25 protein-coding genes and 28 other annotated features are annotated in these 26,527 nt (G+C 51.8%); of the genes, 17 read left to right on the top strand and 8 right to left on the bottom strand.

The genetic code is table 11. From position 1 onward, the window contains the following. Positions 1-6: a ribosome-binding site (putative RBS for STM4207; RegulonDB:STMS1H004115), on the top strand. The 14 genes from STM4207 to yjbD all read left to right on the top strand — a co-directional run bounded on the left by STM4207 (position 1) and on the right by yjbD (position 11,994). Next, the gene (locus STM4207) for a putative phage baseplate component (protein ID NP_463072.1) occupies positions 1-730 on the top strand. Within the gene, positions 8-730 belong to an annotated coding region; the region does not span the whole gene. Its footprint overlaps the feature before it by 6 nt. A gap of 327 nt (positions 731-1,057) precedes the next feature. Further along, complete coding sequence (locus STM4206; protein NP_463071.1) at positions 1,058-1,420, top strand: putative phage glucose translocase; 363 nt, start codon at positions 1,058-1,060, stop codon at positions 1,418-1,420. Next, positions 1,409-1,414: a ribosome-binding site (putative RBS for STM4205; RegulonDB:STMS1H004114), on the top strand. It overlaps the preceding gene by 6 nt. After that, positions 1,409-2,346 (top strand): putative phage glycosyltransferase gene (locus STM4205; RefSeq protein NP_463070.1). Within the gene, positions 1,417-2,346 belong to an annotated coding region; the region does not span the whole gene. The genes STM4206 and STM4205 overlap by 12 nt, the downstream gene beginning before the upstream one ends. Further along, positions 2,340-2,345 (top strand) — a ribosome-binding site (putative RBS for STM4204; RegulonDB:STMS1H004113). It overlaps the preceding gene by 6 nt. Further along, the gene (locus STM4204; RefSeq protein NP_463069.1) for a putative inner membrane protein occupies positions 2,340-3,893 on the top strand. Within the gene, positions 2,346-3,893 belong to an annotated coding region; the region does not span the whole gene. The genes STM4205 and STM4204 overlap by 7 nt, the downstream gene beginning before the upstream one ends. Positions 3,894-4,050: 157 nt before the next feature. Continuing rightward, positions 4,051-4,056: a ribosome-binding site (putative RBS for STM4203; RegulonDB:STMS1H004112), on the top strand. Beyond that, positions 4,051-4,416, top strand: a protein-coding gene (locus tag STM4203; RefSeq protein ID NP_463068.1) for a putative phage baseplate protein. Within the gene, positions 4,057-4,416 belong to an annotated coding region; the region does not span the whole gene. It overlaps the preceding feature by 6 nt. Then, positions 4,400-4,405, top strand: a ribosome-binding site (putative RBS for STM4202; RegulonDB:STMS1H004111). (Overlaps the previous gene by 6 nt.) After that, positions 4,400-5,522 (top strand): putative phage baseplate protein gene (locus tag STM4202; RefSeq protein NP_463067.1). Within the gene, positions 4,407-5,522 belong to an annotated coding region; the region does not span the whole gene. Before STM4203 ends, STM4202 begins: the two co-directional genes overlap by 17 nt. Continuing rightward, positions 5,508-5,513: a ribosome-binding site (putative RBS for STM4201; RegulonDB:STMS1H004110), on the top strand. (Overlaps the previous gene by 6 nt.) Continuing rightward, the gene (locus STM4201) for a putative phage tail protein (RefSeq protein NP_463066.1) occupies positions 5,508-6,147 on the top strand. Within the gene, positions 5,515-6,147 belong to an annotated coding region; the region does not span the whole gene. The genes STM4202 and STM4201 overlap by 15 nt, the downstream gene beginning before the upstream one ends. Next, positions 6,143-6,148: a ribosome-binding site (putative RBS for STM4200; RegulonDB:STMS1H004109), on the top strand. Its footprint overlaps the gene before it by 5 nt. Further along, positions 6,143-7,895, top strand: a protein-coding gene (locus tag STM4200) for a putative phage tail fiber protein H (RefSeq protein NP_463065.1). Within the gene, positions 6,150-7,895 belong to an annotated coding region; the region does not span the whole gene. Its footprint overlaps the feature before it by 6 nt. The genes STM4201 and STM4200 overlap by 5 nt, the downstream gene beginning before the upstream one ends. Beyond that, positions 7,895-7,900: a ribosome-binding site (putative RBS for STM4199; RegulonDB:STMS1H004108), on the top strand. (Overlaps the previous gene by 1 nt.) After that, positions 7,895-8,505, top strand: a protein-coding gene (locus STM4199) for a putative cytoplasmic protein (RefSeq protein NP_463064.1). Within the gene, positions 7,900-8,505 belong to an annotated coding region; the region does not span the whole gene. It overlaps the preceding feature by 6 nt. Before STM4200 ends, STM4199 begins: the two co-directional genes overlap by 1 nt. Next, positions 8,496-8,501: a ribosome-binding site (putative RBS for STM4198; RegulonDB:STMS1H004107), on the top strand. Its footprint overlaps the gene before it by 6 nt. Further along, the gene (locus STM4198; RefSeq protein ID NP_463063.1) for a putative cytoplasmic protein occupies positions 8,496-8,957 on the top strand. Within the gene, positions 8,502-8,957 belong to an annotated coding region; the region does not span the whole gene. Before STM4199 ends, STM4198 begins: the two co-directional genes overlap by 10 nt. A 241-nt stretch (positions 8,958-9,198) precedes the next feature. After that, positions 9,199-9,204, top strand: a ribosome-binding site (putative RBS for STM4197; RegulonDB:STMS1H004106). Further along, the gene (locus STM4197; RefSeq protein NP_463062.1) for a putative inner membrane protein occupies positions 9,199-9,496 on the top strand. Within the gene, positions 9,206-9,496 belong to an annotated coding region; the region does not span the whole gene. Its footprint overlaps the feature before it by 6 nt. Before the next feature lie 191 nt (positions 9,497-9,687). Beyond that, positions 9,688-9,693, top strand: a ribosome-binding site (putative RBS for STM4196; RegulonDB:STMS1H004105). Then, positions 9,688-10,421 (top strand): putative cytoplasmic protein gene (locus tag STM4196; RefSeq protein NP_463061.1). Within the gene, positions 9,693-10,421 belong to an annotated coding region; the region does not span the whole gene. (Overlaps the previous feature by 6 nt.) A gap of 254 nt (positions 10,422-10,675) precedes the next feature. Beyond that, positions 10,676-10,681: a ribosome-binding site (putative RBS for STM4195; RegulonDB:STMS1H004104), on the top strand. Continuing rightward, the gene (locus STM4195; protein NP_463060.1) for a putative Na+-dependent transporter occupies positions 10,676-11,624 on the top strand. Within the gene, positions 10,683-11,624 belong to an annotated coding region; the region does not span the whole gene. (Overlaps the previous feature by 6 nt.) An 85-nt stretch (positions 11,625-11,709) precedes the next feature. After that, positions 11,710-11,715 (top strand) — a ribosome-binding site (putative RBS for yjbD; RegulonDB:STMS1H004103). Further along, the gene (gene yjbD, locus STM4194) for a putative cytoplasmic protein (protein NP_463059.1) occupies positions 11,710-11,994 on the top strand. Within the gene, positions 11,722-11,994 belong to an annotated coding region; the region does not span the whole gene. Its footprint overlaps the feature before it by 6 nt. On the opposite strand, the gene yjbC is transcribed toward yjbD, so the two are convergent. From yjbC to STM4191, 3 genes are all read right to left on the bottom strand, one after another. Beyond that, positions 11,991-12,872, bottom strand: a protein-coding gene (gene yjbC, locus STM4193) for a putative pseudouridine synthase (protein ID NP_463058.1). Within the gene, positions 11,991-12,860 belong to an annotated coding region; the region does not span the whole gene. The two genes, yjbD and yjbC, sit on opposite strands and share 4 nt — an antisense overlap. Beyond that, positions 12,867-12,872: a ribosome-binding site (putative RBS for yjbC; RegulonDB:STMS1H004102), on the bottom strand. It overlaps the preceding gene by 6 nt. Before the next feature lie 34 nt (positions 12,873-12,906). Next, positions 12,907-13,453, bottom strand: a protein-coding gene (locus STM4192; protein NP_463057.1) for a putative cytoplasmic protein. Within the gene, positions 12,907-13,446 belong to an annotated coding region; the region does not span the whole gene. Then, positions 13,448-13,453 (bottom strand) — a ribosome-binding site (putative RBS for STM4192; RegulonDB:STMS1H004101). It overlaps the preceding gene by 6 nt. 27 nt (positions 13,454-13,480) lie before the next feature. Next, entirely contained in the window at positions 13,481-13,582 is a 102-nt protein-coding gene (locus tag STM4191; RefSeq protein NP_463056.1) for a putative cytoplasmic protein, read from the bottom strand. 57 nt (positions 13,583-13,639) lie between these two features. Further along, positions 13,640-13,645: a ribosome-binding site (putative RBS for pepE; RegulonDB:STMS1H004100), on the top strand. On the opposite strand from STM4191, the gene pepE reads away from it, so the two are divergent. Beyond that, positions 13,640-14,343, top strand: a protein-coding gene (pepE, locus tag STM4190; RefSeq protein ID NP_463055.1) for a (alpha)-aspartyl dipeptidase. Within the gene, positions 13,654-14,343 belong to an annotated coding region; the region does not span the whole gene. (Overlaps the previous feature by 6 nt.) A gap of 75 nt (positions 14,344-14,418) precedes the next feature. Here the strand turns inward: pepE and yjbB are convergent. After that, positions 14,419-16,067, bottom strand: a protein-coding gene (yjbB, locus tag STM4189) for a putative PNaS family transport protein (protein ID NP_463054.1). Within the gene, positions 14,419-16,050 belong to an annotated coding region; the region does not span the whole gene. After that, positions 16,062-16,067, bottom strand: a ribosome-binding site (putative RBS for yjbB; RegulonDB:STMS1H004099). Its footprint overlaps the gene before it by 6 nt. 249 nt (positions 16,068-16,316) lie before the next feature. After that, positions 16,317-20,283 (bottom strand): B12-dependent homocysteine-N5-methyltetrahydrofolate transmethylase gene (gene metH / locus STM4188; protein ID NP_463053.3). Within the gene, positions 16,317-20,087 belong to an annotated coding region; the region does not span the whole gene. After that, positions 20,100-20,105, bottom strand: a ribosome-binding site (putative RBS for metH; RegulonDB:STMS1H004098). (Overlaps the previous gene by 6 nt.) Then, positions 20,248-20,256 (bottom strand) — a -10 signal (putative -10_signal for metH; RegulonDB:STMLTH004655). Continuing rightward, positions 20,275-20,283 (bottom strand) — a -35 signal (putative -35_signal for metH; RegulonDB:STMLTH004655). An 8-nt stretch (positions 20,284-20,291) precedes the next feature. Beyond that, positions 20,292-20,297 (top strand) — a ribosome-binding site (putative RBS for iclR; RegulonDB:STMS1H004097). Here metH and iclR point away from each other — a divergent pair. Together iclR and STM4186 are read left to right on the top strand one after the other, a co-directional pair. Further along, positions 20,292-21,128, top strand: a protein-coding gene (gene iclR / locus STM4187) for an acetate operon transcriptional repressor (RefSeq protein ID NP_463052.1). Within the gene, positions 20,304-21,128 belong to an annotated coding region; the region does not span the whole gene. Its footprint overlaps the feature before it by 6 nt. 6 nt (positions 21,129-21,134) lie before the next feature. Next, positions 21,135-21,140: a ribosome-binding site (putative RBS for STM4186; RegulonDB:STMS1H004096), on the top strand. Continuing rightward, positions 21,135-21,546, top strand: a protein-coding gene (locus STM4186) for a putative cytoplasmic protein (RefSeq protein ID NP_463051.1). Within the gene, positions 21,139-21,546 belong to an annotated coding region; the region does not span the whole gene. Its footprint overlaps the feature before it by 6 nt. Here the strand turns inward: STM4186 and aceK are convergent. From aceK to aceB, 3 genes are all read right to left on the bottom strand, one after another. Next, positions 21,510-23,272 (bottom strand): isocitrate dehydrogenase kinase/phosphatase gene (gene aceK / locus STM4185; protein ID NP_463050.1). Within the gene, positions 21,510-23,261 belong to an annotated coding region; the region does not span the whole gene. The genes STM4186 and aceK overlap by 37 nt on opposite strands. Beyond that, positions 23,267-23,272 (bottom strand) — a ribosome-binding site (putative RBS for aceK; RegulonDB:STMS1H004095). It overlaps the preceding gene by 6 nt. A gap of 90 nt (positions 23,273-23,362) precedes the next feature. Continuing rightward, positions 23,363-24,682 (bottom strand): isocitrate lyase gene (gene aceA / locus STM4184; RefSeq protein NP_463049.1). Within the gene, positions 23,363-24,667 belong to an annotated coding region; the region does not span the whole gene. Beyond that, positions 24,677-24,682, bottom strand: a ribosome-binding site (putative RBS for aceA; RegulonDB:STMS1H004094). It overlaps the preceding gene by 6 nt. Positions 24,683-24,698: 16 nt before the next feature. Next, the gene (aceB, locus tag STM4183) for a malate synthase A (protein ID NP_463048.1) occupies positions 24,699-26,488 on the bottom strand. Within the gene, positions 24,699-26,300 belong to an annotated coding region; the region does not span the whole gene. Beyond that, positions 26,308-26,313: a ribosome-binding site (putative RBS for aceB; RegulonDB:STMS1H004093), on the bottom strand. (Overlaps the previous gene by 6 nt.) Next, positions 26,397-26,431 (bottom strand) — a protein binding site (putative binding site for IclR, RegulonDB: STMS1H000235). Next, positions 26,456-26,464: a -10 signal (putative -10_signal for aceB; RegulonDB:STMLTH004654), on the bottom strand. Next, positions 26,480-26,488 (bottom strand) — a -35 signal (putative -35_signal for aceB; RegulonDB:STMLTH004654). Positions 26,489-26,527: the final 39 nt, after the last annotated feature.

Below are 26,527 nucleotides of genomic sequence, written 5' to 3'. Positions count from 1 at the left end.
AGGCAATATGAAAGGCGTTACCCGCCAGACGGGTATTATCAGCGATATTGATGAGGCGGTCGTGCGCGTCAGAGTCACTCTACCGGAGTGCGATAACCTGCGCAGTAACTGGCTTGCGGTGCTGCAACGCAACACGCAGGACAACAAAGATTACTGGTTGCCGGATATTGGCGAACAGGTGGAAGTTTCGCTCGACGACAACGGCGAGGATGGGGTGGTGCTGGGCGCGGTCTACTCCAGCGTGGATACCGCGCCGCTGGCCTCGCGCGACAAGCGCTACGTGCAGTTTTCCGACGGCGCGGCCTTTGAATATGACCGTGCGTTACACCAGCTCACCGTCAACGGCGGCATAGAAAAAATCGTCATTGAAGTGAAGGAACATACGCAGCTTACTTCACCGCAAGTAGAGGTCAGGGCGCAGCACGTCACGGTGATATCAGAAACCGTAGACGTGGCGGCCACCTCCGTGGGCGTCAAGGCGGTAGATGTCAACGTGGAAGCGCCCCATACGGGCATTAAAGCGCTGAATGTCACCGTCGATGCGCCGCTCAGCACCTTTACCGGCGACGTTACCGTGATGAAAAAACTCACCTGGCTTGGCGGTATGGCAGGCAGCGGCGGCGTCGGAAACAGCGCGGTGATTACGGGCAACGTGAATGTCCTCGGCAACGTTAACGCCAGCGGCACGCTGATGGACAACGGCGGCAACTCTAACCACCACTCTCACTAACCTGCAAATTGCTGCTGGATGGTGGCTTCGCCTTATCCAGCCTGCAAAAGGTGCATAAACACCGGCCCGGTAAGCGCAGAAGCGCCACCGGGCAAATTGCTGGAGGATATTTATTTTCAGCGCAACGTGATTAGTCCCTTTTCGCGCGCTATTTCCGATGAAAATGTAATCACTTTGCGCTGCAAATATTGCATATATGTATATTGGAAAACTAGCGTTATTTTTTACTTTAACTTCGCCCTGTTTACATAAAATCTGCTGTTCAGGAATGATCCTCTCAGTTTTGTCTGGTAGACTTCGCTGAATTACAACTTCTTGATTGCTATAATGATAAAATTATTTATAAAGTACGTTTCGATAGGCGTACTTAATACTGCTTTGCATTGGGCTATCTTTGCCCTTTGCGTCTATGGATTTCAAACAAGTCAGGCTTTGGCAAACGTAGCGGGCTTTGCTGTCGCTGTCAGTTTTAGTTTTTTCGCTAACGCCCGGTTTACCTTTGGAGCCAGCGTATCAACCGGACGTTATTTGCTGTACGTCGGTTTTATGGGCGTGCTGAGCGCCGTCGTGGGATGGACAGGCGACAAGTGTGCTATGCCTCCCATTTTTACGCTCATTGTATTTTCCGCAATTAGCCTTATTTGCGGATTTTTATATTCCAGATTCATTGTTTTCAGGAATGAGAAATGAAAATTTCATTAGTGGTTCCCGTCTTTAATGAAGAGGACGCGATCCCTATTTTCTATAAAACGGTCAGAGAATACAGTTCACTTAAACCTTATAACGTTGAGATTATCTTCGTTAATGATGGGAGTCACGATGCGACTGAATCAATCATCAGCGCATTAGCTGTTGCCGATCCTCTTGTTGTTCCGATCTCATTTACCCGCAATTTTGGTAAAGAACCTGCACTTTTTGCCGGATTAGATCACGCGACCGGAGATGTGGTGATCCCTATCGATGTTGATTTACAAGATCCCATCGAAGTAATCCCACATTTGATCAATAAATGGCAGGCTGGTGCAGAAATGGTGCTGGCTAAGCGTATCGATCGTTCAACGGATGGCCACCTGAAGCGTAAAAGCGCTGAGTGGTTCTACAGGCTGCATAACAAAATCAGTACGCCAAAGATTGAAGAGAATGTCGGTGATTTTCGATTGATGTCGCGCGAGATTGTAGAAAATATCAAGCTATTACCAGAACGTAACCTTTTCATGAAAGGTATACTTTCATGGGTTGGAGGTCAAACAGATGTGGTCGAATATGCCCGTGCTGAACGTGTCGCAGGTAACTCAAAATTTAATGGCTGGAAACTCTGGAACCTGGCGCTGGAGGGGATTACAAGTTTTTCTACTTTCCCTTTGCGTATCTGGATGTATATAGGAGTGAGCGTTTCTGCCCTCTCCCTGATATATGCCATGTGGATGATCATTGATAAATTGATGTGGGGAAACCCTGTTCCTGGTTATCCTTCGCTTATGACCGCGATTCTCTTCTTAGGCGGCATCCAGCTTATCGGCATAGGCATCATGGGTGAATATATCGGACGCGTTTACACGGAGGTGAAGCAAAGACCCCGCTATATCGTGAAAAACAAAAAAACAATGATGGAATAATGAACACTATGCTCAAGATATTACCGAAAACGGCGATGATACTACTGGCTTTTTTGGCCATTTTTCTTATTGAATGGTATACCCCTATTCACTCTGATGATTACCGCTATTACCTTTTAGGAATTTCGCCGGAATCACATTTTCATCATTATATGACATGGAGTGGCAGGATTATAGCTGATTACACCAGCGCACTCATCCTGTATACACGTTCTCAACTCGTGTATTCCATCAGCGCAGCCGTTTCGACACTGGTATTTTGTTATTTCATTGTGAAGACACCCTCAGGTACATTACGCTGGAATAAATCCGACTACTTATTATTCCCACTAATATTCTTCACTTACTGGATTTCGAACCCGAATTTGGGTCAAACCACTTTCTGGATCGTTGGTGCTGCGAATTATTTGTGGACGAATCTGTTCGTTGTTGCATGGCTGTTCTTCTTTTACACCATAACAATAAAAAACAGTAAAGCGATCAGCCCGTGGGTTGCATTACTAAGCTTTATGGCAGGCTGTTCCAATGAAAGCGTCTCACCTTTCGTCTCGCTTATTTCTGTTCTGGCCATTGCATACGAGTTATGGCAAAACAAATCTGTTTCGCGCAATAAGATAGTTTATAGTCTCTGTGCAATCGCAGGTTCATGCGTATTGATACTTTCTCCGGGCAATTTCATCCGCGCCAGCGGCAAAGAATTCTGGTATGGAAGGCCGATTTTTGAACGTATTTTCATTCACTTAACAGAACGCGTTCATAACCATCTGGCGCTGATCTGGATAGCTTATGTTGTTTTGTTATTGCTGGTCTTACTGGTCATATTCAATAAGCAGATTCGCGCCAAAATTGATAAAACGTCCCTTATCTGCGCTGCGTTAGTCGTATGTATAGGTATTGGCACTTCCTTAATCATGTTCGCGTCGCCGTCCTACCCCGATCGGGTTATGAACGGTACGTTTATGTTTTTCCTTTTAGCTATCTCCTTCATCGCTTACGCCCTGTTGAAAAGCGGCGTTAAGGCTGGAGTCGTCGGCGTAACTGCCGTGACTGTTCTCTGTGGTATCGTATTCCTTTGGTCCTATTCATTGATGCTTAACGGTTATAAAAAAACGGCCGGACAGGAAATCGTAAGACAAAAAATCATTACTAAAGAAATAGCGGCAGGTAAACAGAAGTTTATCATCCCTGACTATTATTTCGTCAAGTTGCAAAATAGCGGTGGTCATTTTGGTTTATTCCATGATCCTGCTGTTTACGGCGAGTATTATCATGTACAAGCTATTTTCAAAAAGAAAGTCAATTTTGATTATTCTGTAATCGCTAATGGAGCGAAGCACAGCCTTTCCAATGAAACGACGGCTTATAGCAACACCCGCGGGGATTTCGCTATTATCAGCCGGGAGCAGCTAACGGGTTCGATCACACTCTCGGTTAATGGACGGCAGAAAACGATTCCAGTTGAGAAAATGAAGCACGCAGAAATCAATGATGAATTCTGGTACTACGCTTCTGTAGACAAAGGTGAAATTACAGCAATTTCATTTTAACTTTACGTAAAACGCGATCTTCGCCATTTAACAAAATGTGCATCAACACAGGCCCGGTAAGCGCAGAAGCGCCACCGGGCAAAACACATTCTGACCCCGCCATCAATTATTTCCTTAAAGCGCTTTAATATCTCTCCCCCCGCCGGAAGGCGAAAATAGCCTCATGAACACGAAAACACGACCCTCGACCCTGCACTGGCAACCTGCCTTGCAACGTCCTGAAGAATACGTCTGCGGGCTGGATGATATTCATCAGGCAATACACATCATTCTGCGCACGCCGCGCGGCAGCGATCCCCACAGGCCGCTTTTTGGCAGCAATCTGTGGCGCTACATCGATTACCCGATCGAGCGGGCCATTCCGCACGTTGTTCGCGAATCGGTGGAAGCGATTCGCATGTGGGAACCTCGCTGCCGGTTGCTGAAGGTGACGCCGACGATTGACGGCGAACACCTGACGTTACGCGTGCAATGGCGCGCCGCAGACGGCGTAATTAACTCAACGGAGGTGTTATGGCGATAGCCGAACCCGACTTTATTGACCGCGACCCCGCGCAAATCACCAGCGAGATGATTGCGCAATATGAAGAAGCCAGCGGTAAAAAACTCTACCCGGCGCAGGCTGAGCGGCTGCTCATTGACCTGTTTGCTTATCGTGAAAACCTTGTCCGCATCGCCATCCAGGAGGCAGCGAAGCAAAACCTGGTCGCGTATTCCCGTGCGCCGATGCTGGATTATTTAGGCGAGCTGGTTGGCGTTCACCGTCTGCCCGCTCAGGCGGCAAAAACCACGCTGCAGTTTTCTGTTACTCAAGCGGCTAAAAGTAACCTGGTGATTCCACAGGGTACCCGCGCCAGCGCGTCGGATAGCGTGATGTTCGCCACCGACGAAGATGTTCTGTTGCCTGCGGGCAGCCTGAGCGTTGCGGTAACTGCAACCTGTGTAGTGACCGGTGAACCCGGCAACAACTGGCAGCCTGCGCAAATCAGCGCGCTGGTAGACCGCGTGGGCAATTACGATATCAGCGTCACCAATCTGACGGCCTCAAGTGGCGGCTGCGGCGAAGAGAACGACGACGCGCTACGTAAACGCATCCAGCTAGCGCCGGAAAGTTTCAGCAACGCGGGCAGCTATGGCGCCTATCGCTTCCATACGCTCTCGGTCAGCCAGTCGATTATCGACGTGGCGGTACTGGGGCCGGATGAAGGGCTGGCGGAAGGCTGCGTGGAACTCTATCCGCTGACCCTGAACGGTCTGCCGGGGCCGGAGCTTCTTGCCCAGATCGAACGGGAGGTGAGCAAAGAGAAAAAGCGCCCGCTAACCGATAAGGTGAGCGCTAAATGTTCTCCGCGCGTGGCTTATCAGATCAGCGCCCGGCTGACGCTGTTTACCACCGCCGATCAGGAGACGACGCTTGCCGCCGCGCGTGAAGCGATTAATACATGGACGCGCTCGCGCCAGACCCGGCTGGGCCAGGACATTGTGCCAAACCAGATAATTAAAGTGCTACAAGTGGATGGCGTTTACGACGTCGCGCTGGATATGCCCGCGAAAAAGGTATTGCAGGCGCACGAATGGGCGGAATGTACGGCTATTGACGTGACGATTGCCGGAGTCAGCGATGGATAAACTGCTTCTGCCGCCGCCGCTGGCCAGCGACGAACGTTTCTCAATTCTGGCGAACATTGCCGCCGAACGTTTCGCGCAAATCGACCTGACGGCGTTGCTGGTCTATCTGGTGGATATCGTTGATGCCTCGGCATTGCCCTCGTTGGCCGAACAGTTTCATGTACAGGGGCTCGAAGGCTGGCTATTTGCTGCCAATGAACAGGAGAAACGAGAGTTAATTAAGCAGGCGATTGAACTGCATAAATATAAAGGAACCCCCTGGGCCGTTCGCCGCGTACTGGAAATATTATCCTTACCCGGCACGATTTCCGAATGGTTTGAGTATGGCGGTAAGGCTTATTTCTTCAAGGTTGAAATTAAGCTAATCAACCAGGGCATGGATGAAAATCTGTTTAATAATCTGGTCGATCTTATTCATGAATATAAGAACGTGCGTTCAAAACTGGAAGCGTTAATTGTCTGGATAATTAACCAAAGCGCTATTCCTGTTATTGGCAGCGCGCTTTACGGTGGAGAAATAACGACCGTCTTACCCTTCCAGGTTCTGGAAGTTCAACAAACTAAACCGATCTATTTCGGTACAGGGCAATGGAGCCTTGAAATTACATCTATTTACCCGGAGTAATTATGGATAATGAGTTTTATACCCTCCTGACCGACAGGGGAATGGCGAAAATCGCCAGCGCCCTTGCGGATAAAAAACAGCTACATCTGCAAAAGATGGCGGTTGGCGACGGTGGTGGGCAATATTATGAACCGATCGCCAGCCAGACCAAATTACGCCACGAAGTCTGGCGCGGCGAGATGAATACGCTGACGGTTGCGCCGAATAATCCCAACTGGCTGATTGCCGAACTGGTGCTGCCGGAGGACGTTGGCGGCTGGTATGTGCGTGAAGTGGGCGTGTTCGACGACGAGGGCGAGCTGATCGCCATCGGCAAATTCCCTGAGTCGTACAAACCGCTGCTGCCGGGCGGCTGTGGCAAGCAGGTTTGTATCCGCCTGATTATGGAAGTCTCCAACACCACGGCGGTGACGCTGACGGTCGATCCGAGCATCGTGCTGGCGACGCGCGACTATGTGGATACCCGGCTGGACGAGCATGAACATTCGACAAATCACCCGGATGCGACATTAACGCAGAAAGGCTTTACGCAGCTCAGTAACGCCACCGACAGCGATGACGAAACCAAAGCGGCTACGCCAAAGGCGGTAAAAGCGGCGATGGCGGAAGCGCGTAATCACACGCATACCTGGAACCAGATTACCGGCGTTCCGGACGGTACGCTGACGCAAAAGGGGATTGTTAAGCTTAACAGTGCGACGGACAGCACCAGCACAACGGAAGCGGCAACGCCGAGCGCGGTAAAGGCGGCGATGGATAAGGCGAATGCGGCAGCTCCGGCGAACCATACTCACGTCTGGAACCAGGTTACCGGCGTCCCGGACGGCACGCTGGCGCAAAAAGGGATTGTGAAGCTTAATAACGCCACCGATAGCACCAGCACCACCGAAGCGGCAACGCCCAGTGCGGTCAAGGCGGCGATGGATAAGGCGAGTGCGGCGGCTCCGGCTAGGCATACACACGCTTGGGGGCAGATCACCGGCGCCCCGGACGGTACGCTGACGCAAAAAGGGATCGTGAAGCTTAATAACGCCACCGACAGCACCAGTACGACGGAGGCGGCGACGCCGAGCGCGGTAAAGGCGGCGTATGACAAGGCGAGCGCAGCGGCTCCGGCTAATCATTCCCATTATCAGTTTTTTACGGCTAACGGTACGTTTACGGTACCTGATGGGGTGACTCAGGTCTTTGTGGAAATGTTAGGAGGCGGTGGAGGTGGTGGAGGTGGAGGGCATACGAGTAATACAGATGGTCTTCTCTATTGTTCAGGTGGTAATGCTGGCAAAAGTGGAGAGCCAGAGATTGCTATTGTCCCCGTTATTGCGGGAAATAATTATCCAGTAACCGTGGGGGCTGGGGGCGCTAGTGGGGCTGGTGGTGTATTACCTAATAGCAACCCTACTGGAAACGTGGTGCAAGTAGGACAGGCTGGGAATTCTGGGATCAACGGTGGAAACTCAATTTTTATAGATGTTGTCGCCAACGGGGGGGCAGGAGGAGCGGGAGGCATTGTTCAGTCAAGAATACCTTTAAGCGGTTTTAACCAGTTGGACTCTATATCAGGTGGTAATGCTGAAACTACTTTCTTTGGGAAAGGAGGAACTGGCGCAGTTTTATCTAACGGAAGCAATGCGAGTGGCTACGGAGCTGGAGGTGGTGGTGGAGCGTCGGTTAACAGCTTAAATATAGCCTTATCAGGATACGCTGGTGGACGCGGTTCTAGCGGTTTTGTAAAAATCTCATGGTGAATATATGACTCAATATGCATATTACCATCCGGCAACCTTTGAGGTTATAGACTGGATTGATACTTCTTCATTAAACGTAGTGTTACCTGACTCAGTAATTTCTATAGATGATGAGCAGTGGCGACTAAGAGATAAAAATTGTTGGGTGTGCCTTAACCCTCTTGAATTTATTACTACACCGCCACCCGGAAAATTTTACCGATTACAGGGAAACGAGTGGGTATATGACGAAGCGTTATTTGTCTCAGCACTTGAAAGTGTAAAAGCACAAGTTATACAGGCAATCAAAGCTCACCGTGATGATGTTACCGCCGATTATATCGTTATCGACGGCAACCATTTCCACAGCGATGCTAACAGCCGTATTCAGCAAATGTCACTCACCAGAATGGGTCAGGCACAGCAGATTCCGGCAGGGTTAATGTGGCAGGCCAAAAATAACGGTTTGATTGAACTGACCAACGACATCGCCGCGCAGTTTGAAACCGTCACTATGGATCACGATATGCGCCTGTTTGCCAACGCGCAGCGGCATATTGCGGCGGTGGAGGCGCTGGAGGATATCGAAGCGGTGCTGGATTACGACTACTCCACAGGCTGGCAACCATGAGTCAAACCACCGTCTGGCTCGCCTGCTATAAGGGGCGATCGGAGCATCGCGGCATCGCCAGGTTTGCCGACTGGCTCACGCGCAAAGTCACGCGCGGTATCTACTCTCACTGTGAACTGGCGGTGGCGCACGGCGGTAATGAATACCTCTGCTACTCCGCGTCGTTTCGCGATCGCGGCGTGCGGGGAAAGATAATACCGTTACCGGACGATAAGTGGGATAAGCTACCGTTAAAGGCCACGTTGCCGGAAGTGGAAGTCTTTTTCCGCAAACATAACGGCAAACGCTATGACTGGCAGGGCGCGCTCGGTATCGCGCTGTATAACCGGGAGCGCAAAGATAGACTGTTTTGCAGCGAGTTTTGCGCTGAATTTCTCGGACTAAACGATAGCTGGCGCTACTCCCCCAGCCACCTTTATGCCTTAGTCAGTAGCTGGCAATACGATTGTTGAATCTCTCGCCGGGTATAAAGCCCGGCGGTGTTGAATTAAAATAATACCCTTTATTATTTGTTAGCATCAAATGTTCAGTTTGCATAGCAAATGAAGTATTATAAAAAACCATCTTATAGTATTTTTACCAATTGATACGTGAACCCCCTACGATAATAACACTTATTTAACAAGATAGCTTTCTTCATTGGAGGAAGAAAAAATCAAACTCTTACATTGCTTATTATTTTCCATATCTAAAAAAGGAAATGGATTACGGGAATACTGGCGACATGAGATTATTCGCAGTAATGAATTTTTATTATATCGATTACTTATGCAGGCCAATAACAATCGCCGTCGTAATTTTTTTATTTTGGTGGCGTCTGGCAAATGAGATGTATATCTATGGTTCAAAAAAACAGAAAAAAACTGGATTATGGATTAATCGCAAGCTAAATTCCAAATTTGGAATTGATATAGAGCTGGGAGCAGTAAAAAGGGGAAATAAGATCACTCCCATCCCAACTCTTATTTTATATATCCCCATGAAAATATAAAAGACAAAACAATCATTAAAACATTTATCAACTTACATTACATATATTAATAACATTATAAACAAATAAATTACATTCACATCTTGAATGTAATAAAACTTCGATAACCATATGAACACTAATTTTGTTGCAATATAAAGCACATTAAATATAGTGGAACATGGCTAAAATCACCTAATATTCACCGGGGAATATAATGATTATTGTTTCTGTGCTCAGACAAAGCAAAGACTTCACCACAAAACATGCTCAATGGTTACATAAGCAGCTCAAAGGTTATGATTCTGTTTGTTTAACAGATGCGCTAAAGATAAAAGGGGTAAATACAGCGCCTCTTTTGTATGATTGGCCAGGATGGTGGGCAAAACTAGAACTTTTCAATCCACTGCATCCTGTTCTTGGTAATGAGGATATTCTCTATATTGATATAGATAGCGTTATTGTGGGAGATATTACTCCTCTGACAACTATGAAAAAAATAACATTACTTAATGACTTTTCTCAGCATGGTGCTTCAGTTGCGCCAGCAACAGGTATTATGTTTATTCCTGCACCCGCAAAAAAAAATGTGTGGGATGAATTTATGAAAAATCCTGAAAAGGAAATCAATGCCATAAGAACCCCACCCTATCATGGCGATCAAGGATTTATCGGCAGAATATGTCAAGATGCTGAAAGATGGCAAAACATCTTACCCGGAAGAATTATTAGTTACAAAGCTAATATAGCAACACCAAAAATGATTGGTTTTAACCCTGAACTATACGATGGGACAGGTAATGGAAAATTACCTGACGGAGCAAGCATAGTCTGTTTTCATGGTTCCCCTCGCCCCTGGAACACAGCATTGCCCTGGGTGCCTTACTTTAGTTTAAAAAACACAATCCAAAGCAAAGTGAAACAATATAAGTTATCACTGCGTTAAAGCTTCCTTCTCTTCAATGCCGGCGCTTTTCTTTACGCCACCAGAACCTCTATATATTTCTAATACGGTAGCGTAAGCGCCATCGGGCGATACGTTGCCGGATGGCGACGCAGGCGCGTCATCCAGCCTGCCACGTGCCCACACTGGATCATGAGCGTAATTTGTTTGAATAATCTTCCTTCACGCGATAAACAATAACTATGGTCTGGCTCGATCCTGACCCGTTGATAACAAACACAACATACTTGCAAGGAAAACAACATGCTCGCCGTCATTACCCGGCTGTTCCCGTTATGGGCGCTGCTGCTCTCTCTCACTGCGTATTACACACCATCCACCTTTACTCCTGTTGGGCCGTGGGTCGCGACACTACTGATGTTGATTATGTTCGGTATGGGGGTCCATCTTAACGTTGACGACTTTAAACGCGTGCTCTCCCGACCAGCCCCTGTCGCCGCAGGGATATTCCTGCACTATCTGGTAATGCCGCTCGCGGCATGGCTGCTGGCGTTGCTGTTTAAGATGCCGCCAGATCTGTCCGCCGGGATGGTACTGGTCGGTAGCGTAGCCAGCGGCACCGCCTCTAACGTAATGATCTATCTGGCGAAGGGAGACGTCGCGCTCTCAGTCACCATTTCATCGGTCTCCACGCTGGTCGGCGTGGTCGCCACACCACTACTCACGCGCCTGTACGTCGATGCCCATATTCAAGTCGACGTGATGGGTATGCTGCTGAGCATTCTACAGATTGTGGTCATTCCAATCACGCTGGGGTTGGTGATTCACCATCTGTTTCCGCGCGTAGTGAAAGTGGTAAAACCTTATCTGCCAGCATTCTCGATGGTGTGCATTTTGGCAATCATCAGCGCGGTGGTCGCGGGTTCAGCTTCACATATCGCCTCCGTCGGCTTTATGGTGATCATCGCGGTGATCCTGCATAACACCCTTGGCCTGCTTGGCGGCTACTGGGGTGGACGTCTGTTCGGTTTTGATGAGTCAACCTGTCGAACGCTGGCGATCGAAGTCGGGATGCAGAACTCTGGTCTTGCTGCTGCATTGGGTAAAATCTACTTTGGCCCGCTCGCAGCGCTGCCTGGCGCGCTGTTCTCAGTGTGGCACAACCTTTCAGGGTCACTACTGGCTGGTTACTGGTCCGGGAAACCGATTGTTGAAAAATCGGGCGAAACGGCAAAGGTAAATTAAAATATTGCCGGGTGGCGCAAGCTTACCCGGCTTACACGCTATCCGCCCGTTGCGTATTGCCGTAGACTAAATGCATCGGCTAACTGAGGGCACCCGTATGGCACTCCCCCGCATTACCCAAAAAGAGATGACCGAGCGCGAACAGCGCGAACTGAAAACGTTGCTGGACCGCGCCCGTATTGCACACGGTCGTCCGCTGACCAATTCTGAGACCAACAGCGTAAAAAAGGAGTACATCGATAAGCTGATGGCGCTGCGTGAGGCTGAAGCGAAAAAAGCCCGCCAGTTGAAGAAGAAGCAGGCGTATAAACCCGATACGGAAGCGTCATTCTCCTGGTCGGCGAATACGCCGACGCGCGGCAGACGTTAACGTCCTTTCTTCTTTCGTCCCGGCGAGGTAAAGCGCTTACCGCTTGATGTCGGGCGCGCTTTCTCATTGCTTTTTTCGATCGCCACGACCGGTCGCTTAATACCCGTGGTCTTCGGCTTCGCTTTGGCCTTTGGTTTGGCTTCGGAAGAGGAACGCTCAATCAATTTAAACAGATCGATCAGCTCATCGTCCGTCAGATCGCGCCACTCGCCCAGCGGAATCCCGCTCAGGCTGACGTTCATAATGCGCGTACGCTCCAGTTTCGTCACTTCATAACCAAAGTATTCACACATACGACGGATCTGACGGTTTAATCCCTGCACCAGGGTAATGCGAAAGACAAACGGCGCCTCTTTTTTCACCTTACATTTTTTGGTGACGGTACCCAGAATCGGCACGCCAGCGCCCATACCACGAATAAACTCGTCGGTAATCGGTTTATCCACCGTCACCAGATACTCTTTTTCGTGATCGTTACCGGCACGCAGAATCTTATTGACCAGATCGCCGTGGTTAGTCAGAAATATCAGCCCCTGCGAGTCTTTATCCAGACGACCAATCGGGAAGATACGTTTGCTGTGGTTCACAAAATCGACAATATTGTCGCGTTCGCCGTCTTCAGTGGTACTGACAATGCCAACCGGTTTATTCAGCGCAATCAGCACTAAATCATCCGCTTCTCGCGGCTCAATCAACCGACCATTTACTTTAACAATATCCCCTGCGACTACCTGATCGCCAATGGCGGCGCGTTTGCCGTTGATAAAGACATTGCCCTGTTCGATAAAACGGTCCGCCTCGCGACGCGAACAGATGCCGCTTTCACTGATATATTTATTAAGCCGGGTAGATGTGTCGGTCAGCATATTTACTCTCTGAGAAATTTTTCTACATAAACGTCGGGAATGTGACTTACCACATCAAATCGTCGGGAACTTTAAAATCGGCATACGGATCATCTTCGTCCTGCTCTTCCTGACTCAGCGCACTGTTTACGACAATACTGTCCGCATCTCGTTGTGCGATTTTATCGGCGACGCTCGCGGGAATAATCGCATATTCACATTCACCGCTGTTATTGATAACCAGACGCGCAATCGCGAGACGCCCATTAATCAGTTGCGTCTGAGTGAGCTTATCCACGTCTATTTTTTTGATGACGTTATTATCGGTGAAGTTAAAACCAATATCGCCTTTAGATACATTGATTCTATTCATTTCAATAAGTTGCTTAACCTGAGCTTTAAACTCTTTCGCTAAAACCGCTTGTTTTTGCTGTTCACTGAGTTGTTTATCACGCTCAAGTTGCGCCTTTTTATTTTCTTCCACCGCCTCTCTGGCCTCACGAGCCTGAACGCGTGATTTTTTAGCCGTGCGCTGGACTTTGGCCATTTTTTTGCTGGTCACTAATCCCGCTTGTAGCAGTTGCTCTTGTAAGGTCAGTTTTGCCATTTTCGTCTCTAAACGTGTTAAATAATTTTGCGGATTATACCTGTAATTTTTCAGGCGATACCAGATGGCAGATCTGGCCTGTCGTCACTTTTAGCGACCGCGCTTTGCCTGTGACACGCGTAACATCATGAGCCATATCAGTAAGACATTAAATGGATAATGGTAGCATTATTACGTTTTGACATTTCCTGATGAGGTGGAGAAGTAATGGAACTGCTTTTATTAAGTAACTCGACGCTGCCGGGTAAGGCCTGGCTGGAACACGCTCTGCCGCTGATAGCGAATCAATTGAACGGTCGACGCTCAGCCGTGTTTATTCCGTTTGCCGGCGTCACGCAAACATGGGACGAGTACACGGATAAAACCGCAGAGGTGCTTGCGCCATTAGGGGTAAACGTCACAGGGATTCATCGTGTCGCCGATCCGCTTGCGGCGATTGAGAAAGCGGAAATCATTATTGTCGGCGGCGGAAATACCTTCCAGCTACTGAAAGAATCGCGTGAACGCGGGCTGCTGGCGCCGATGGCGGACAGGGTAAAACGCGGCGCGCTGTATATCGGCTGGAGCGCGGGCGCCAACCTTGCCTGCCCGACTATCCGCACGACCAACGATATGCCGATCGTCGATCCAAACGGTTTCGACGCGCTGGATCTGTTCCCGCTGCAAATTAATCCTCACTTCACTAACGCCTTGCCGGAAGGTCATAAGGGCGAGACCCGCGAGCAGCGTATTCGCGAACTGCTGGTGGTCGCGCCGGAACTGACAGTGATTGGTTTGCCGGAAGGTAACTGGATTCAGGTGAGCAACGGCCAGGCGGTTCTCGGCGGCCCGAATACCACCTGGGTGTTTAAAGCGGGCGAAGAGGCCGTGGCGCTGGAAGCGGGTCATCGCTTTTAATCCCAGGCCATATTGAATGCCGAATGACGGGCCTACGCGCATGTTCTCCGTAGGCCCCGCCATCCGGCATTTCACTTAATACTCGCCCCGTTCCTCGTCCTGATCCGGCTGTTCCAGTACGCTATAGGCGACCGAACAGAACAGTGAGTTAAGACGCTTCATATCGCCCAGCAGCCCTAAATGGAGCGAGCTGGTTTCAATGCTTTGCACGTTCTGCTGGTGCAGGCGGTCGACATGCGCATGTGAGTATCGGCGATTAAGTATACGGAAGCGATGTTTACTGCGGCGCAACCGACGGGCGCTGGTGACATCGCCGGAGAAAAAGACCGACATCGCCAGTTGCAGATTACTGAGCAGTTGATCGTAAAGCGCATCCAGCTCTTTCAATCCTTCTTCTGAAAATGCCCGACGCGCCGCCAGCGACTTGTCGGCAATCTCACTGCCCATTCGCTCGATAATATCCGACGCCTGTTCGAGGTTCAGGGCCATCTCAATAATCTCCGCCCACCGGCGGGACTCCTCCGCCGCCAGCTCGTCTTTTGGCATTCGCGCCAGATAAAGCTTAATCGCGGTGTAGAGCACGTTAACGTCATCCGCCAGCTTGCGCAGCGCTTTCTCTTCACGCGGCTCGCCGTGCATGACCTTTTTTAGCCCTTCCATCATCTGTTCCATCGCATCGCCAATGCGCAACACCTCGCGGGCAGCATTGGCCAGCGCCAGCGTTGGCGTATCCAGCGCGCTGACATCCAGATGTTTCGGCTTCAGATGGGTATCCAGTTCAGGCTCATCACGAATAATTCGTTTACAAAAACGCGCCATCAGCTCGGCAAATGGCACCATCGCCAGGCAGCGCACCAGGTTATAGAAAACGTGGAAATAGATCACCAGCTCTGATTTCGGTAGCGATAGCTCATCCATCAGATTCGCCAGCGGATGGACAAACGGCAGGATGACCAGGCTGCCGATCAATTTGAACAATAGGCTGCCGAGCGCTACGCGACGCGCGGCAGCATTGGCGGCGCTGTTATTGAGCATCGCCAGCAGCCCCGATCCCAGATTGGCGCCGATGACCAGGCACAACGCCACCGGGAACGATATAATCCCCGCCGCCGTCAGGGTCGCCGTCAGCAACACCGCCGCCAGGCTGGAATAACTGATAATAGCGAACATCGCGCCAATCAGCGCATCCAGCATAATGTCGCCCGTCAGCGACGCGAAAATGACCTGCACGCCATTAGCCTGAGTGATCGGCGTCACCGCCTGCACAATCAGCTCCAGCGCCAGTAGAATCAGGCCAAGCCCGATACCGACGCGACCAAGCTGCCCGGCACGGGACTGCTTACGTCCCAAAAAGAAAATCACGCCAATAAAAATCAGCAGCGGCGACAGCCACGACAAATCAAAGGTGAGAATACGCGCCATTAGCGCAGTACCCACATCAGCGCCCAGCACAATCACCAGAGCTGGCGTCAGGGCGACAAGATCCTGGGCGACAAACGACGTTACCAATAAAGTGGTGGCGTTACTGCTTTGTACCAGCGCGGTAACACCGATACCCGCACAAAAGGCGAGCGGTTTCTTTTCCACGCTGCGGCTGAGGACAGTGCGTAGACGCGCGCCAAACACGCGCATTACGCCAGTACGAACGATATGTGTTCCCCATACCAACAGCGCAACGGCAGAAAGTAGATGGAGCAAAGTTAACACGGCGTCAGGTTCTCCTTATCGTTATACGTTTTCCTGAAGCTCACTTGCGATAAATTGCCTGATGGCGCAAAGCGTTAAGGCCTGCTGGCGTTGCACGCCACCGGGCTTACCATACGTAATACGGTATGCTGGATAAGGCGTTTACGCCGCCATCCGGCAAATTCAGCGTAGAGCCTTCCTTCAGTATAAGGGTTTAATTGTAAGAAAGAGACAAGGCACCCAATGAGTGCCTTGTATGTTGTAAGGAAAAGTGACGATTTTATGAATCAGTCCGCATCGTAACCCAGGTTCGGCGCGAGCCACCGCTCAACATCCTCAACGCTCATTCCTTTACGGAAAGCATAATCTGTCACCTGATCGCGTTGGATCTGCGCTACCGCGAAGTATTTGCTCTCAGGATGGCTGAAGTACCAGCCGGAGACCGACGCGCCTGGCCACATGGCGAAAGATTCGGTGAGCTTCATCCCGGTGTGTTTTTCGACATCCAGTAGCTGCCAGATAGTGCCTTTTTCGGTATGTTCCGGGCAGGCAGGATAACCCGGCGCCGGGCGAATCCCCTGGTAGTTTTCGCGGATTAATTCGTCGTTACTCAGGCTCTCGTTCGGCGCATATCCCCAGTAAACCTTACGTACACGCTCATGCAGATATTCCGCGAACGCTTCCGCCAGACGGTCGGCAATCGCTTTCACCATGATCTTGTTATAGTCGTCGTGTTGCGCTTCGAAGGCGTCCGCCAGCGCATCCTCCTCCAGACCGCCGGTCACCGCGAAAGCACCGATGTAATCCGCTTTGCCGCTCAGTTTCGGCGCGACAAAATCCGCCAGACAGTAGTTGGCAAAACCGACTTTCTCGGTCTGCTGGCGCAGGTGGTGGCTGACCGTCAGAACATGAGTACGGGTTTCGTCGCGATAGATTTCGATGTCGTCACCCACACGGTTCGCCGGGAACAGGCCCACCACGCCACGCGGATTCAACAGTTTCTCGGCGCTCAGTTTATCCAGCATATCATTGGCGTCTTTAAACAGACGCTGCGCCTCAACGCCCACCACCTCATCTTCCAGAATGCGCGGGTATTTGCCGGCCAGCGACCAGGTCATAAAGAACGGCGTCCAGTCGATATAGTTGCGCAGAGTTTCGATGCTGGCTTCCACCTCCTGCACGCCCAGACGGTGGGCTACCGGCGGGGTGTAGCGTTCCCAATCGAATGCCAGATCGTTATCGCGCGCCGCCTCCAGCGTGACCGGCGGCGTGCGCGGTTTTTTGCGGGCGTGCTGAATACGCACGGTTTCGTACTCTTTGCGGGTACGGGCGACAAAGTCATCACGCTGGGTGTCGGAGAGTAGCGCCGCCACCACGCCCACGGTACGCGAAGCATTCTGCACGTAGACCGTCGGACCGCTGTAGTTCTGCTCGATTTTCACCGCCGTATGCGCTTTCGAAGTGGTTGCGCCGCCGATCAGTAGCGGGATAGTAAAGCCCTGACGCTCCATCTCTTTCGCCACGTTGACCATTTCGTCCAGCGACGGGGTAATCAGCCCGGAAAGACCGATCAGATCGGCATTCACTTCACGCGCCGTTCTGAGGATTTTCTCCGCTGGCACCATCACGCCAAGATCGACGATTTCGTAGTTGTTACATTGCAGCACCACGCCAACGATATTTTTACCAATATCGTGCACATCGCCCTTCACGGTGGCGATCACCATCTTGCCGTTGCTGGAGCCTTTTTCTTTGCTGGCTTCAATAAACGGCTCCAGGTAGGCCACCGCTTGTTTCATCACGCGAGCGGATTTCACCACCTGCGGCAGGAACATTTTCCCTTCGCCGAACAGGTCGCCGACCACGTTCATGCCGTCCATCAACGGCCCTTCAATCACCTCAATCGGGCGGGCGGCCTGCTGACGGGCTTCTTCGGTATCCTGTTCGATAAATTCGGTAATGCCTTTCACCAGCGAGTATTCGAGACGCTTTTTCACGTCCCAGCTACGCCATTCCGCCTGCTGGGCGTTGGCAGCTTCGTCGGTTTTGCTGCCGCGGTATTTCTCCGCCAAATCCAGCAAACGCTCAGTGCCGTCATCGCGACGGTTAAGAATGACATCTTCAACCGCATCGCGCAGCTCGGCGGGCAGGTCGTCGTAGATAGCCAGCTGTCCGGCGTTGACGATGCCCATGTCCATACCGTTGCGGATGGCGTAGTAGAGGAATACCGCGTGGATAGCCTCACGTACCGGGTCGTTGCCGCGGAACGAGAAGGACACGTTAGACACGCCGCCGGAGATCAGCGCGTGCGGCAGCTCGCGTTTGATGTCTTCGCAAGCGCCGATAAAGTCCTGCGCGTAGTTGTTGTGCTCTTCAATACCGGTCGCCACGGCGAAGATATTCGGGTCGAAGATGATGTCTTCCGGCGGGAAACCCACCTCTTCGGTGAGAATTTTGTAGGCTCGGCGGCAAATTTCGATTTTACGCGCGCGGGTATCGGCCTGCCCCTGCTCATCAAAGGCCATCACCACCACTGCCGCGCCGTAGCGACGCAGAAGCTTCGCATGATGAATAAAGGCTTCCACGCCCTCTTTCATCGAAATAGAGTTGACGATGCCTTTACCCTGAATGCACTTCAGCCCTTTTTCGATAACCTCCCATTTGGAGGAGTCGATCATGATTGGTACACGGGCAATGTCCGGCTCACCGGCAATCAGGCTGAGGAAACGCACCATCGCCGCTTCGGCGTCGAGCATCCCCTCATCCATATTGATATCAATAATCTGCGCGCCGCTTTCTACCTGCTGACGGGCGACATCCAGCGCTTCGCTGTATTTCTCTTCTTTGATCAGCCGTTTAAATTTGGCCGAGCCGGTGACGTTAGTACGTTCGCCGACGTTCACAAACAGGCTATCGTCGCCAATGTTCAGCGGCTCCAGGCCGGAAAGGCGGCAGGCGACCGGGATATCCGGCAGCTGGCGCGGCAGCAAACCGGCAACGGCGCGGCTCATCGCCGCAATATGCTCCGGCGTGGTGCCGCAGCAGCCGCCAACGATATTCAGGAAGCCCGCTTCCGCCCATTCGCGAATCTGTTTCGCCATGGTGTCGGCGTCGAGGTCATACTCGCCGAAAGCGTTCGGCAGGCCGGCGTTCGGGTGCGCGGTGACGTAGCATTCGGCAATCCGCGACAGTTCCTGGACGTACTGGCGCAGTTCATCTGGCCCCAGTGCGCAGTTAAGGCCAAAAGTGAGCGCCTCGGCGTGGCGCAGCGAGTTATAAAAGGCTTCGGTAGTCTGGCCGGAAAGCGTACGGCCAGAGGCGTCGGTGATGGTGCCGGAAATCATGATCGGCAGGTCAACGCCCAGCGCTTCAAACTCTTCTTTCACCGCAAACACCGCCGCTTTCGCATTCAGGGTGTCAAAAACGGTCTCAATCAGAATCAGATCTGCGCCACCTTCCACCAGCGCTTTGGTGGATTCACGGTAGGCCGCCACCAGCTGATCGAAGGTGATATTACGAAACGCCGGGTCGTTGACGTCCGGCGAAATGGAGGCCGTGCGGTTAGTTGGACCAAGCACGCCCGCAACAAAGCGTGGTTTTTCTGGTGTTCGCGCCGTCCATTCATCGGCGCAGGCGCGCGCCAGTTTGGCCGCCGCATAGTTAATTTCCGCCGACAGGGATTCCATCCGGTAATCCGCCATCGCAATGGTTGTCGAGTTAAAGGTGTTGGTTTCGATGATATCCGCGCCAGCCTCAAAGTAGGCGTTGTGGATAGCGGCGATCACCTCCGGCTTGCTGAGGACCAGCAGGTCATTGTTGCCTTTCAGGTCGCAGGGCCAGTCGGCAAAGCGCTCCCCGCGGAAATCTTCTTCATGTAGACGATAGCTCTGGATCATAGTGCCCATACCGCCGTCCAGCACCAGAATACGTTCATTTAACTGCGCACGCAGTTGTTCAACTTTGCTGCTCACACTCGCTCCCGACAACGCTCCACGTAACGAGCCATACTGGCACAAAGCGTGCTGGCGGAAAAGAGAACAACGGGCAACATGAGACATGTTCAGCTTGCCACCCACTTCTGTCGCTTTGCCGGATGGCGGCGCAAGCGCCTTATCAGTCTACAAATTACTTTGGCGGCTCCCAAAGCGTAGGCCTGATAAGCGCAGCGCTATCGGGCATCCTGTGATGTCACTCATCCGATCAGTTCAGGAACTCTTGCATTATAATTGAATAAAACGAAAATGATTTCCACGATACAGAAAAAGGAGTCTGCCATGGTTGCCCCTGTTCCCGCGAAACGCGGGAGAAAACCTGCCGCTACCACTGCACCCGTAACCGGGCAGGTTCAGTCATTAACTCGCGGTCTGAAGCTGCTGGAGTGGATTGCCGAGTCCAACGGCAGCGTCGCGCTGACCGAACTGGCGCAACAGGCGGGTTTGCCTAATTCCACGACTCACCGTCTACTCACCACCATGCAGCAGCAGGGTTTTGTCCGCCAGGTTGGTGAGCTGGGCCATTGGGCCGTAGGCGCACACGCGTTTATCGTCGGTAGCAGCTTCTTACAGAGCCGTAATCTGCTGGCGATTGTCCATCCGATTTTGCGCAAGCTGATGGAGGACTCCGGCGAAACGGTAAACCTTGCCGTACTCGACCAGAGCGACCATCAGGCTATTATTATCGACCAGGTGCAGTGCACACAATTGATGCGCATGTCCGCCCCTATTGGCGGCAAGCTGCCCATGCACGCCTCTGGCGCGGGCAAGGCGTTTTTATCACAGCTCAGTGAGGAACAGGTTACCAGTCTGCTGCACCGCAAGGGGTTGCACGCTTATACCCATGCGACGCTGGTGTCGCCGCTGCATCTGAAAGATGACCTCGCCCAAACACGCAAGCGCGGCTATTCCTTTGACGACGAAGAACATGCGCTCGGTCTGCGCTGCGTGGCCTCGTGTATTTATGACGAACACCGCGAACCGTTTGCGGCCCTCTCTATTTCCGGCCCCTGCTCACGCATTACCGACGATCGCGTCACCGAACTTGGCGCCATGGTGATTAAAGCGGCGAAAGAGGTAACGCTGGCCTATGGTGGAACTCGCTGAAATGAGCAGCCTGAAATTATACTGGCAGGAGAAGTACCCACAGGCCTTCTGTTGGTCTTTCGGTGATTCGCCGGCGCTGGCCGACGAGCTGGCGGCGCTAGTGGTCGCCGGTAAAAAGCGTGGCACCTGTAGCTCGCTGGTTAGCTATCAGAAAGAGCAACCCCCTGTCACGCCCGGGTCATATCACATTGTGCTCAACGGCACAGGCGACGCCGTGTGCGTCATACGCACGCTGGCGCTCAGGCTGATCCGTTTTAACGAGATGAGCGCCGATCTCGCCGCACTGGAAGGCGAAGGCGATCTTAGCCTGGCGTACTGGCAAGCGGCACACCGGGCCTTTTTTGAGCGCGAGGGTAATTGGTCGCCGGAGATGGAACTGGTTTACGAAGAGTTCGCCGTACTTGAGATCGCGCCGTAACGCACGCTAAAGCGCTGTCTACGTCGATAGGCATACACATCTTCTACATGCCCTTCTTTAATACGCGTCTGTAGCGCGCGCCAGTAATCGGCGCGAAACAGGTCGGCATGCATCTCTTCAAACAATGGCCCGATACGCGGATCGGCACACAGCCAGTGGCGAAACTCCTCCGGGAAAACATCACCTGGCGAGACGCTATACCAGGGTTCGCTGGCCAGTTCGTCTTCCGGATAACGCGCTGGCGGAATATCGCGGAAATTCACTTCCGTCATGTAGCAAATTTCATCGTAGTCGTAGAACACCACGCGACCATGACGGGTAACGCCAAAGTTTTTAAACAACATATCGCCGGGGAAAATATTAGCGGCGGCAAGCTGGCGAATCGCATTACCATATTCTTCTATCGCATCGCGCAACTGCTGGCCTTCTACCTGTTCCAGCCAGATATTGAGCGGCACCATGCGACGTTCAATATAGAGATGGCGAATGACGATATGTTCCCCAAGATCGGTAATCTTCTCTGGCGCTTCTTGTCGTAACAGCGCCATCAGCGCCGGATCAATTTGCCGTTTATCCAGCACGAAATTCTCAAACTCCTGGGTATCCGCCATACGACCGACGCGATCATGCTCTTTTACCAGTTGATAACAGGCACGCACATGGGCGGCAGACATCTCTTTCTGCGGGGCGAATTTGTCTTTAATGATTTTAAATACCCGGTCGAAACCTGGCAGGGTAAACACCAGCATCACCATGCCGCGGATGCCAGGCGCCTCAATAAATTTCTCATCGCTTTCAGCCAGATAACATAAATATTCGCGGTAGCTTTCGGTTTTCGCATGTTTCTGGCAGCCAATCGCCATATACAGTTCGGCAGTGGTTTTACCCGGCAGGATTTCACGCAACCACTCAACCAGCGCGGCAGGCAGCGGCGCATACACCATAAAATAAGAGCGGGCAAAACCAAACACAATGCTCGCTTCTGCCGTGGTGGTCAGGCAGGTATCGACAAACAGTTCCCCCTCATCAGTGCGATGAATCGGCAATAAAAACGGCAGCGTACCGTCAGGTGTGGTTAATTTACCTACCAGCCAGGCCGCTTTATTACGGTAAAACAACTCGTTCGCCACCTGGACATGGCAGCGAGGTAGCGCGTCCTCGCCCAGTGTTTCAGTCAGGTGCGCGATAATATAGCGGATATCCCGGCTTTTATTCTGCCAGGGCAGACGCAGCGGTAAGTCACTGAGTATGCGCATCAACAGCGGCTCCCAACCGTGATCGGGAAAGAAGTCTTTGGCCAGCGGGCGCGGGATAGTACGGAAGCGGCGCTCCGGTTGCGAACTGAAAATAAACAACCGCTCGGGTGTTAACGAGCGGTGGTCAAATAACCGGCAATAAACGGAGTTGAAAAAGCTCTCCGCAATCTCGAAGCGCGGGTAATCCGGCAACAGCCGGGTGTAATGCTCTTTAACGCGTAAAAGGAAATCCGCGTCGGTACTTTTGCCATCGGTAATACAGCGCAGTTGCTCCACCACCAGACCCACATGATGATCATAGAGGTGGATACGGCTTTTCATCGCCTGTTGGACGGCGTGCCAGTCGGCCTGTTCAAAACGCTGCTGCGCGCCGGAAGTCACTTCCAGAAATCGACCATACTGCGCGTCAAAGCCTTGCAGGATGGTTTGAGCAATCAGTAATTCCAGGCCACGCGGCATTTTTTTCCCTCATCCGGCACCACGTCATGCCGGATGGCGCGTTCGCTTATCCGGCCTACGCTATCTGTAGGCCCGGTAAGCGCAGCGCCACCGGGCATCAATCAAAACTGCGCTTCTTCGGTGGAACCCGTTAACGCGGTAACGGATGACGCGCCGCCCTGAATAATGGTGGTGACTTTGTCGAAGTAACCAGTACCCACTTCCTGCTGGTGGGAAACAAAGGTGTAGCCATCTTTCGCCGCGGCGAACTCGGGTTGTTGAACCTTCTCAACATAGTGCTTCATGCCCTCGCCCTGCGCGTATGCATGCGCCAGGTCGAACATGTTGAACCACATGCTGTGGATGCCCGCCAGGGTAATAAACTGGTATTTGTAACCCATGTCCGACAACTGCTGCTGGAAGCTGGCAATGGTCTTGTCGTCCAGATTCTTCTGCCAGTTGAAGGATGGTGAACAGTTATAGGCCAGCAGTTTGCCCGGATACTTCGCGTGGATAGCATCGGCAAAACGACGCGCCAGTTCGAGATCCGGCGTAGAGGTTTCGCACCATACCAGATCGGCATACGGGGCATACGCCAGACCGCGGCTGATCGCCTGCTCAATGCCCGCATGGGTGCGGTAGAAACCTTCGCTGGTGCGTTCGCCGGTAATAAAACCGCTGTCATAGGGATCGCAGTCGGAGGTGATCAGATCTGCCGCATCCGCATCGGTACGCGCAATCACCAGCGTCGGGACGCCCATCACATCAGCGGCCAGACGCGCAGCAACCAGTTTCTGAATCGCCTCCTGCGTGGGGACCAGCACCTTGCCGCCCATATGGCCGCATTTCTTCACCGACGCCAGCTGATCTTCGAAGTGAACGGCCGCTGCACCGGCTTCAATCATCGATTTCATCAGTTCGAAGGCATTCAGAACGCCGCCAAAACCGGCTTCCGCATCAGCAACGATCGGCAGGAAGTAATCCACATAGCGCGGATCGTTGGGTTCAATACCGGATGCCCACTGGATCTGATCTGCACGACGAAAAGTGTTGTTGATCCGATCCACTACCGCCGGAACAGAGTTTGCCGGGTACAACGATTGATCCGGATACATGCTGGATGCCAGGTTGGCATCTGCCGCCACCTGCCAGCCTGAAAGATAAATCGCCTCAATACCGGCTTTCGCCTGCTGCAACGCCTGACCGCCGGTCAGCGCGCCAAGGCTGTTGATATAGCCTTTTTTCGCTTCACCGTGCAACAGCCGCCACATTTTCGCGGCGCCGAGCTGCGCCAGCGTGCATTCCGGGTTAACCGAGCCGCGTAATTTCACCACCTCCTCCGCGCTGTACGGGCGGGTGATGCCTTCCCAGCGCGGTTGTGTCCACTCTTTCTGTAATTCTTCGATTTGTTGAGTACGGGTTTTCATGTGCAGATGCTCCATATTGTTATGTGGTGAATTAAGCCAGTAAGCGATAGCCCGGCAGGGTGAGGAAGTCGATTAAGTCATCTGAGGTGGTGATTTGCTCCATCAGACGTGCGGCATCGTCGAAGCGCCCGCTGCTGTAGCGGTGCTCGCCCAGTTCGTCCTGGATTACCCGCATCTCTTCCGCCAACATTTCGCGGAAAAGCGTTTTCGTTACGGGTTTTCCATTGCTCAGTGTTTTCTCATGGTGAATCCACTGCCAGATAGAGGTTCGTGAGATTTCCGCCGTCGCGGCATCCTCCATCAGACCGTAAATCGGTACACAGCCATTGCCGGAGATCCACGCTTCAATGTACTGCACTGCCACGCGAATATTGGCGCGCATTCCCGCTTCTGTGCGTTCGCCTTCACATGGCTCCAGTAACTGTTCAGCGGTAATCGGCGCATCTTCATCACGGGTAATGAACAGCTGATTTTTGTGCTCGCCCAGTACCTCGTTAAAGACGGCCATTGCGGTATCCGCCAACCCAGGATGCGCAATCCACGTGCCGTCGTGGCCGTTGTTCGCTTCCAGCGCTTTATCCGCTTTCACTTTGGCAAGGACCTGATTGTTGCGTTCAACGTCTTTGCTCGGGATAAACGCCGCCATACCGCCCATCGCGAACGCGCCGCGCTTGTGGCAGGTTTTGATCAGCAGGCGCGAGTAGGCGCTCAGAAACGGTTTGTCCATCGTTACCACCTGCCTGTCCGGCAAAACGCGATCCGGGTGATTTTTCAACGTTTTGATATAGCTGAAAATATAATCCCAGCGACCACAGTTGAGACCGACGATATGATCACGCAGCGCATGAAGAATCTCATCCATCTGGAAAACAGCCGGCAGCGTTTCAATCAACAGGGTCGCTTTGATCGTACCGCGCGGCAGGTTAAAGCGGTCTTCGGCGTAGCTGAACACTTCGCTCCACCAGGCTGCCTCCTGCCAGGCTTGCGTTTTCGGCAGGTAAAAATACGGGCCGCTACCTTTAGCGAGCAGCGCTTTATAGTTGTGGAAAAAGTACAGAGCAAAATCAAACAGGCTGCCGGGAATGGCTTCCCCCCGCCAGGTAACATGTTTTTCTGGCAGATGTAGACCACGTACACGACAAATCAATACGGCCGGATCGGGCTTGAGCTGATAGATTTTTCCGGCTTCGTTGGTATAGCTAATGGTGCCGTTCACCGCATCACGCAGGTTGATTTGACCATCAATAACTTTATTCCAGTCCGGCGCCAGCGAGTCTTCAAAATCCGCCATAAACACTTTCACATTTGCGTTCAGGGCATTAATCACCATTTTACGTTCAACCGGCCCGGTAATTTCTACTCGGCGATCCTGTAAATCCGCCGGAATACCACGAATCTGCCAATTACTTTCTCTAATGGAAGTGGTTTCCGAAATAAAATCAGGCAACTTACCGTTATCAATATCCTGCTGTTGCTGGATACGGGCAGCCAGGAGTTTATTGCGTTTTGGCGTAAAACGGGTGACTAACTCCGTCAAAAACTCGACTGCTTCAGCGGTCAGGACTTGCTTTTCCAGCTCGCCTTGCGGCCTGGTAAAGGTTAATTCATCAGTTGTGGTTGCCTGTGGATTCATCATGCAGCTCCTCGTTGTTGATCCAGATACATCCCCAATGCGAACGAAGGATCACTGTGCACTTTTCGTTCAACACAACTAAGACTACTCAATTAAATTTCAAAATCAAAAACAATTTCCATTTTTAATTTAATTATGCATTAACCTATTGATAACAATATAAATTAAATTTAATTACATGATGAGGTGCGTTTCGGAAATAAAAAAGGCACCCGAAGGTGCCTGAT

It is taken from the genome of Salmonella enterica subsp. enterica serovar Typhimurium str. LT2 (assembly GCF_000006945.2).
Taxonomy (GTDB): Bacteria; Pseudomonadota; Gammaproteobacteria; order Enterobacterales; family Enterobacteriaceae; genus Salmonella; species Salmonella enterica.
The sequence above is the reverse complement of the archived record's forward strand: the minus strand, read 5'-3'. Positions and strand labels throughout refer to the sequence as shown.

What these genes read in the sequence shown, in the direction of transcription:
- STM4196 (NP_463061.1), top strand. Translation starts at nt 9,693, where the DNA reads ATGATTATTGTTTCTGTGCTCAGACAAAGCAAAGACTTCACCACAAAA.
- STM4207 (NP_463072.1), top strand. Translation starts at nt 8, where the DNA reads ATGAAAGGCGTTACCCGCCAGACGGGTATTATCAGCGATATTGATGAG.
- iclR (NP_463052.1), top strand. Translation starts at nt 20,304, where the DNA reads ATGGTTGCCCCTGTTCCCGCGAAACGCGGGAGAAAACCTGCCGCTACC.
- aceA (NP_463049.1), bottom strand. Translation starts at nt 24,667, where the DNA reads ATGAAAACCCGTACTCAACAAATCGAAGAATTACAGAAAGAGTGGACA.
- STM4195 (NP_463060.1), top strand. Translation starts at nt 10,683, where the DNA reads ATGCTCGCCGTCATTACCCGGCTGTTCCCGTTATGGGCGCTGCTGCTC.
- aceK (NP_463050.1), bottom strand. Translation starts at nt 23,261, where the DNA reads ATGCCGCGTGGCCTGGAATTACTGATTGCTCAAACCATCCTGCAAGGC.
- aceB (NP_463048.1), bottom strand. Translation starts at nt 26,300, where the DNA reads ATGAATCCACAGGCAACCACAACTGATGAATTAACCTTTACCAGGCCG.
- STM4201 (NP_463066.1), top strand. Translation starts at nt 5,515, where the DNA reads ATGGATAAACTGCTTCTGCCGCCGCCGCTGGCCAGCGACGAACGTTTC.
- yjbC (NP_463058.1), bottom strand. Translation starts at nt 12,860, where the DNA reads ATGCTGACCGACACATCTACCCGGCTTAATAAATATATCAGTGAAAGC.
- STM4191 (NP_463056.1), bottom strand. Translation starts at nt 13,582, where the DNA reads ATGGCTCATGATGTTACGCGTGTCACAGGCAAAGCGCGGTCGCTAAAA.
- STM4205 (NP_463070.1), top strand. Translation starts at nt 1,417, where the DNA reads ATGAAAATTTCATTAGTGGTTCCCGTCTTTAATGAAGAGGACGCGATC.
- STM4198 (NP_463063.1), top strand. Translation starts at nt 8,502, where the DNA reads ATGAGTCAAACCACCGTCTGGCTCGCCTGCTATAAGGGGCGATCGGAG.
- STM4197 (NP_463062.1), top strand. Translation starts at nt 9,206, where the DNA reads ATGGATTACGGGAATACTGGCGACATGAGATTATTCGCAGTAATGAAT.
- STM4204 (NP_463069.1), top strand. Translation starts at nt 2,346, where the DNA reads ATGAACACTATGCTCAAGATATTACCGAAAACGGCGATGATACTACTG.
- metH (NP_463053.3), bottom strand. Translation starts at nt 20,087, where the DNA reads ATGTCTCATGTTGCCCGTTGTTCTCTTTTCCGCCAGCACGCTTTGTGC.
- pepE (NP_463055.1), top strand. Translation starts at nt 13,654, where the DNA reads ATGGAACTGCTTTTATTAAGTAACTCGACGCTGCCGGGTAAGGCCTGG.
- STM4206 (NP_463071.1), top strand. Translation starts at nt 1,058, where the DNA reads ATGATAAAATTATTTATAAAGTACGTTTCGATAGGCGTACTTAATACT.
- STM4192 (NP_463057.1), bottom strand. Translation starts at nt 13,446, where the DNA reads ATGGCAAAACTGACCTTACAAGAGCAACTGCTACAAGCGGGATTAGTG.
- STM4199 (NP_463064.1), top strand. Translation starts at nt 7,900, where the DNA reads ATGACTCAATATGCATATTACCATCCGGCAACCTTTGAGGTTATAGAC.
- STM4200 (NP_463065.1), top strand. Translation starts at nt 6,150, where the DNA reads ATGGATAATGAGTTTTATACCCTCCTGACCGACAGGGGAATGGCGAAA.
- STM4203 (NP_463068.1), top strand. Translation starts at nt 4,057, where the DNA reads ATGAACACGAAAACACGACCCTCGACCCTGCACTGGCAACCTGCCTTG.
- yjbD (NP_463059.1), top strand. Translation starts at nt 11,722, where the DNA reads ATGGCACTCCCCCGCATTACCCAAAAAGAGATGACCGAGCGCGAACAG.
- STM4202 (NP_463067.1), top strand. Translation starts at nt 4,407, where the DNA reads ATGGCGATAGCCGAACCCGACTTTATTGACCGCGACCCCGCGCAAATC.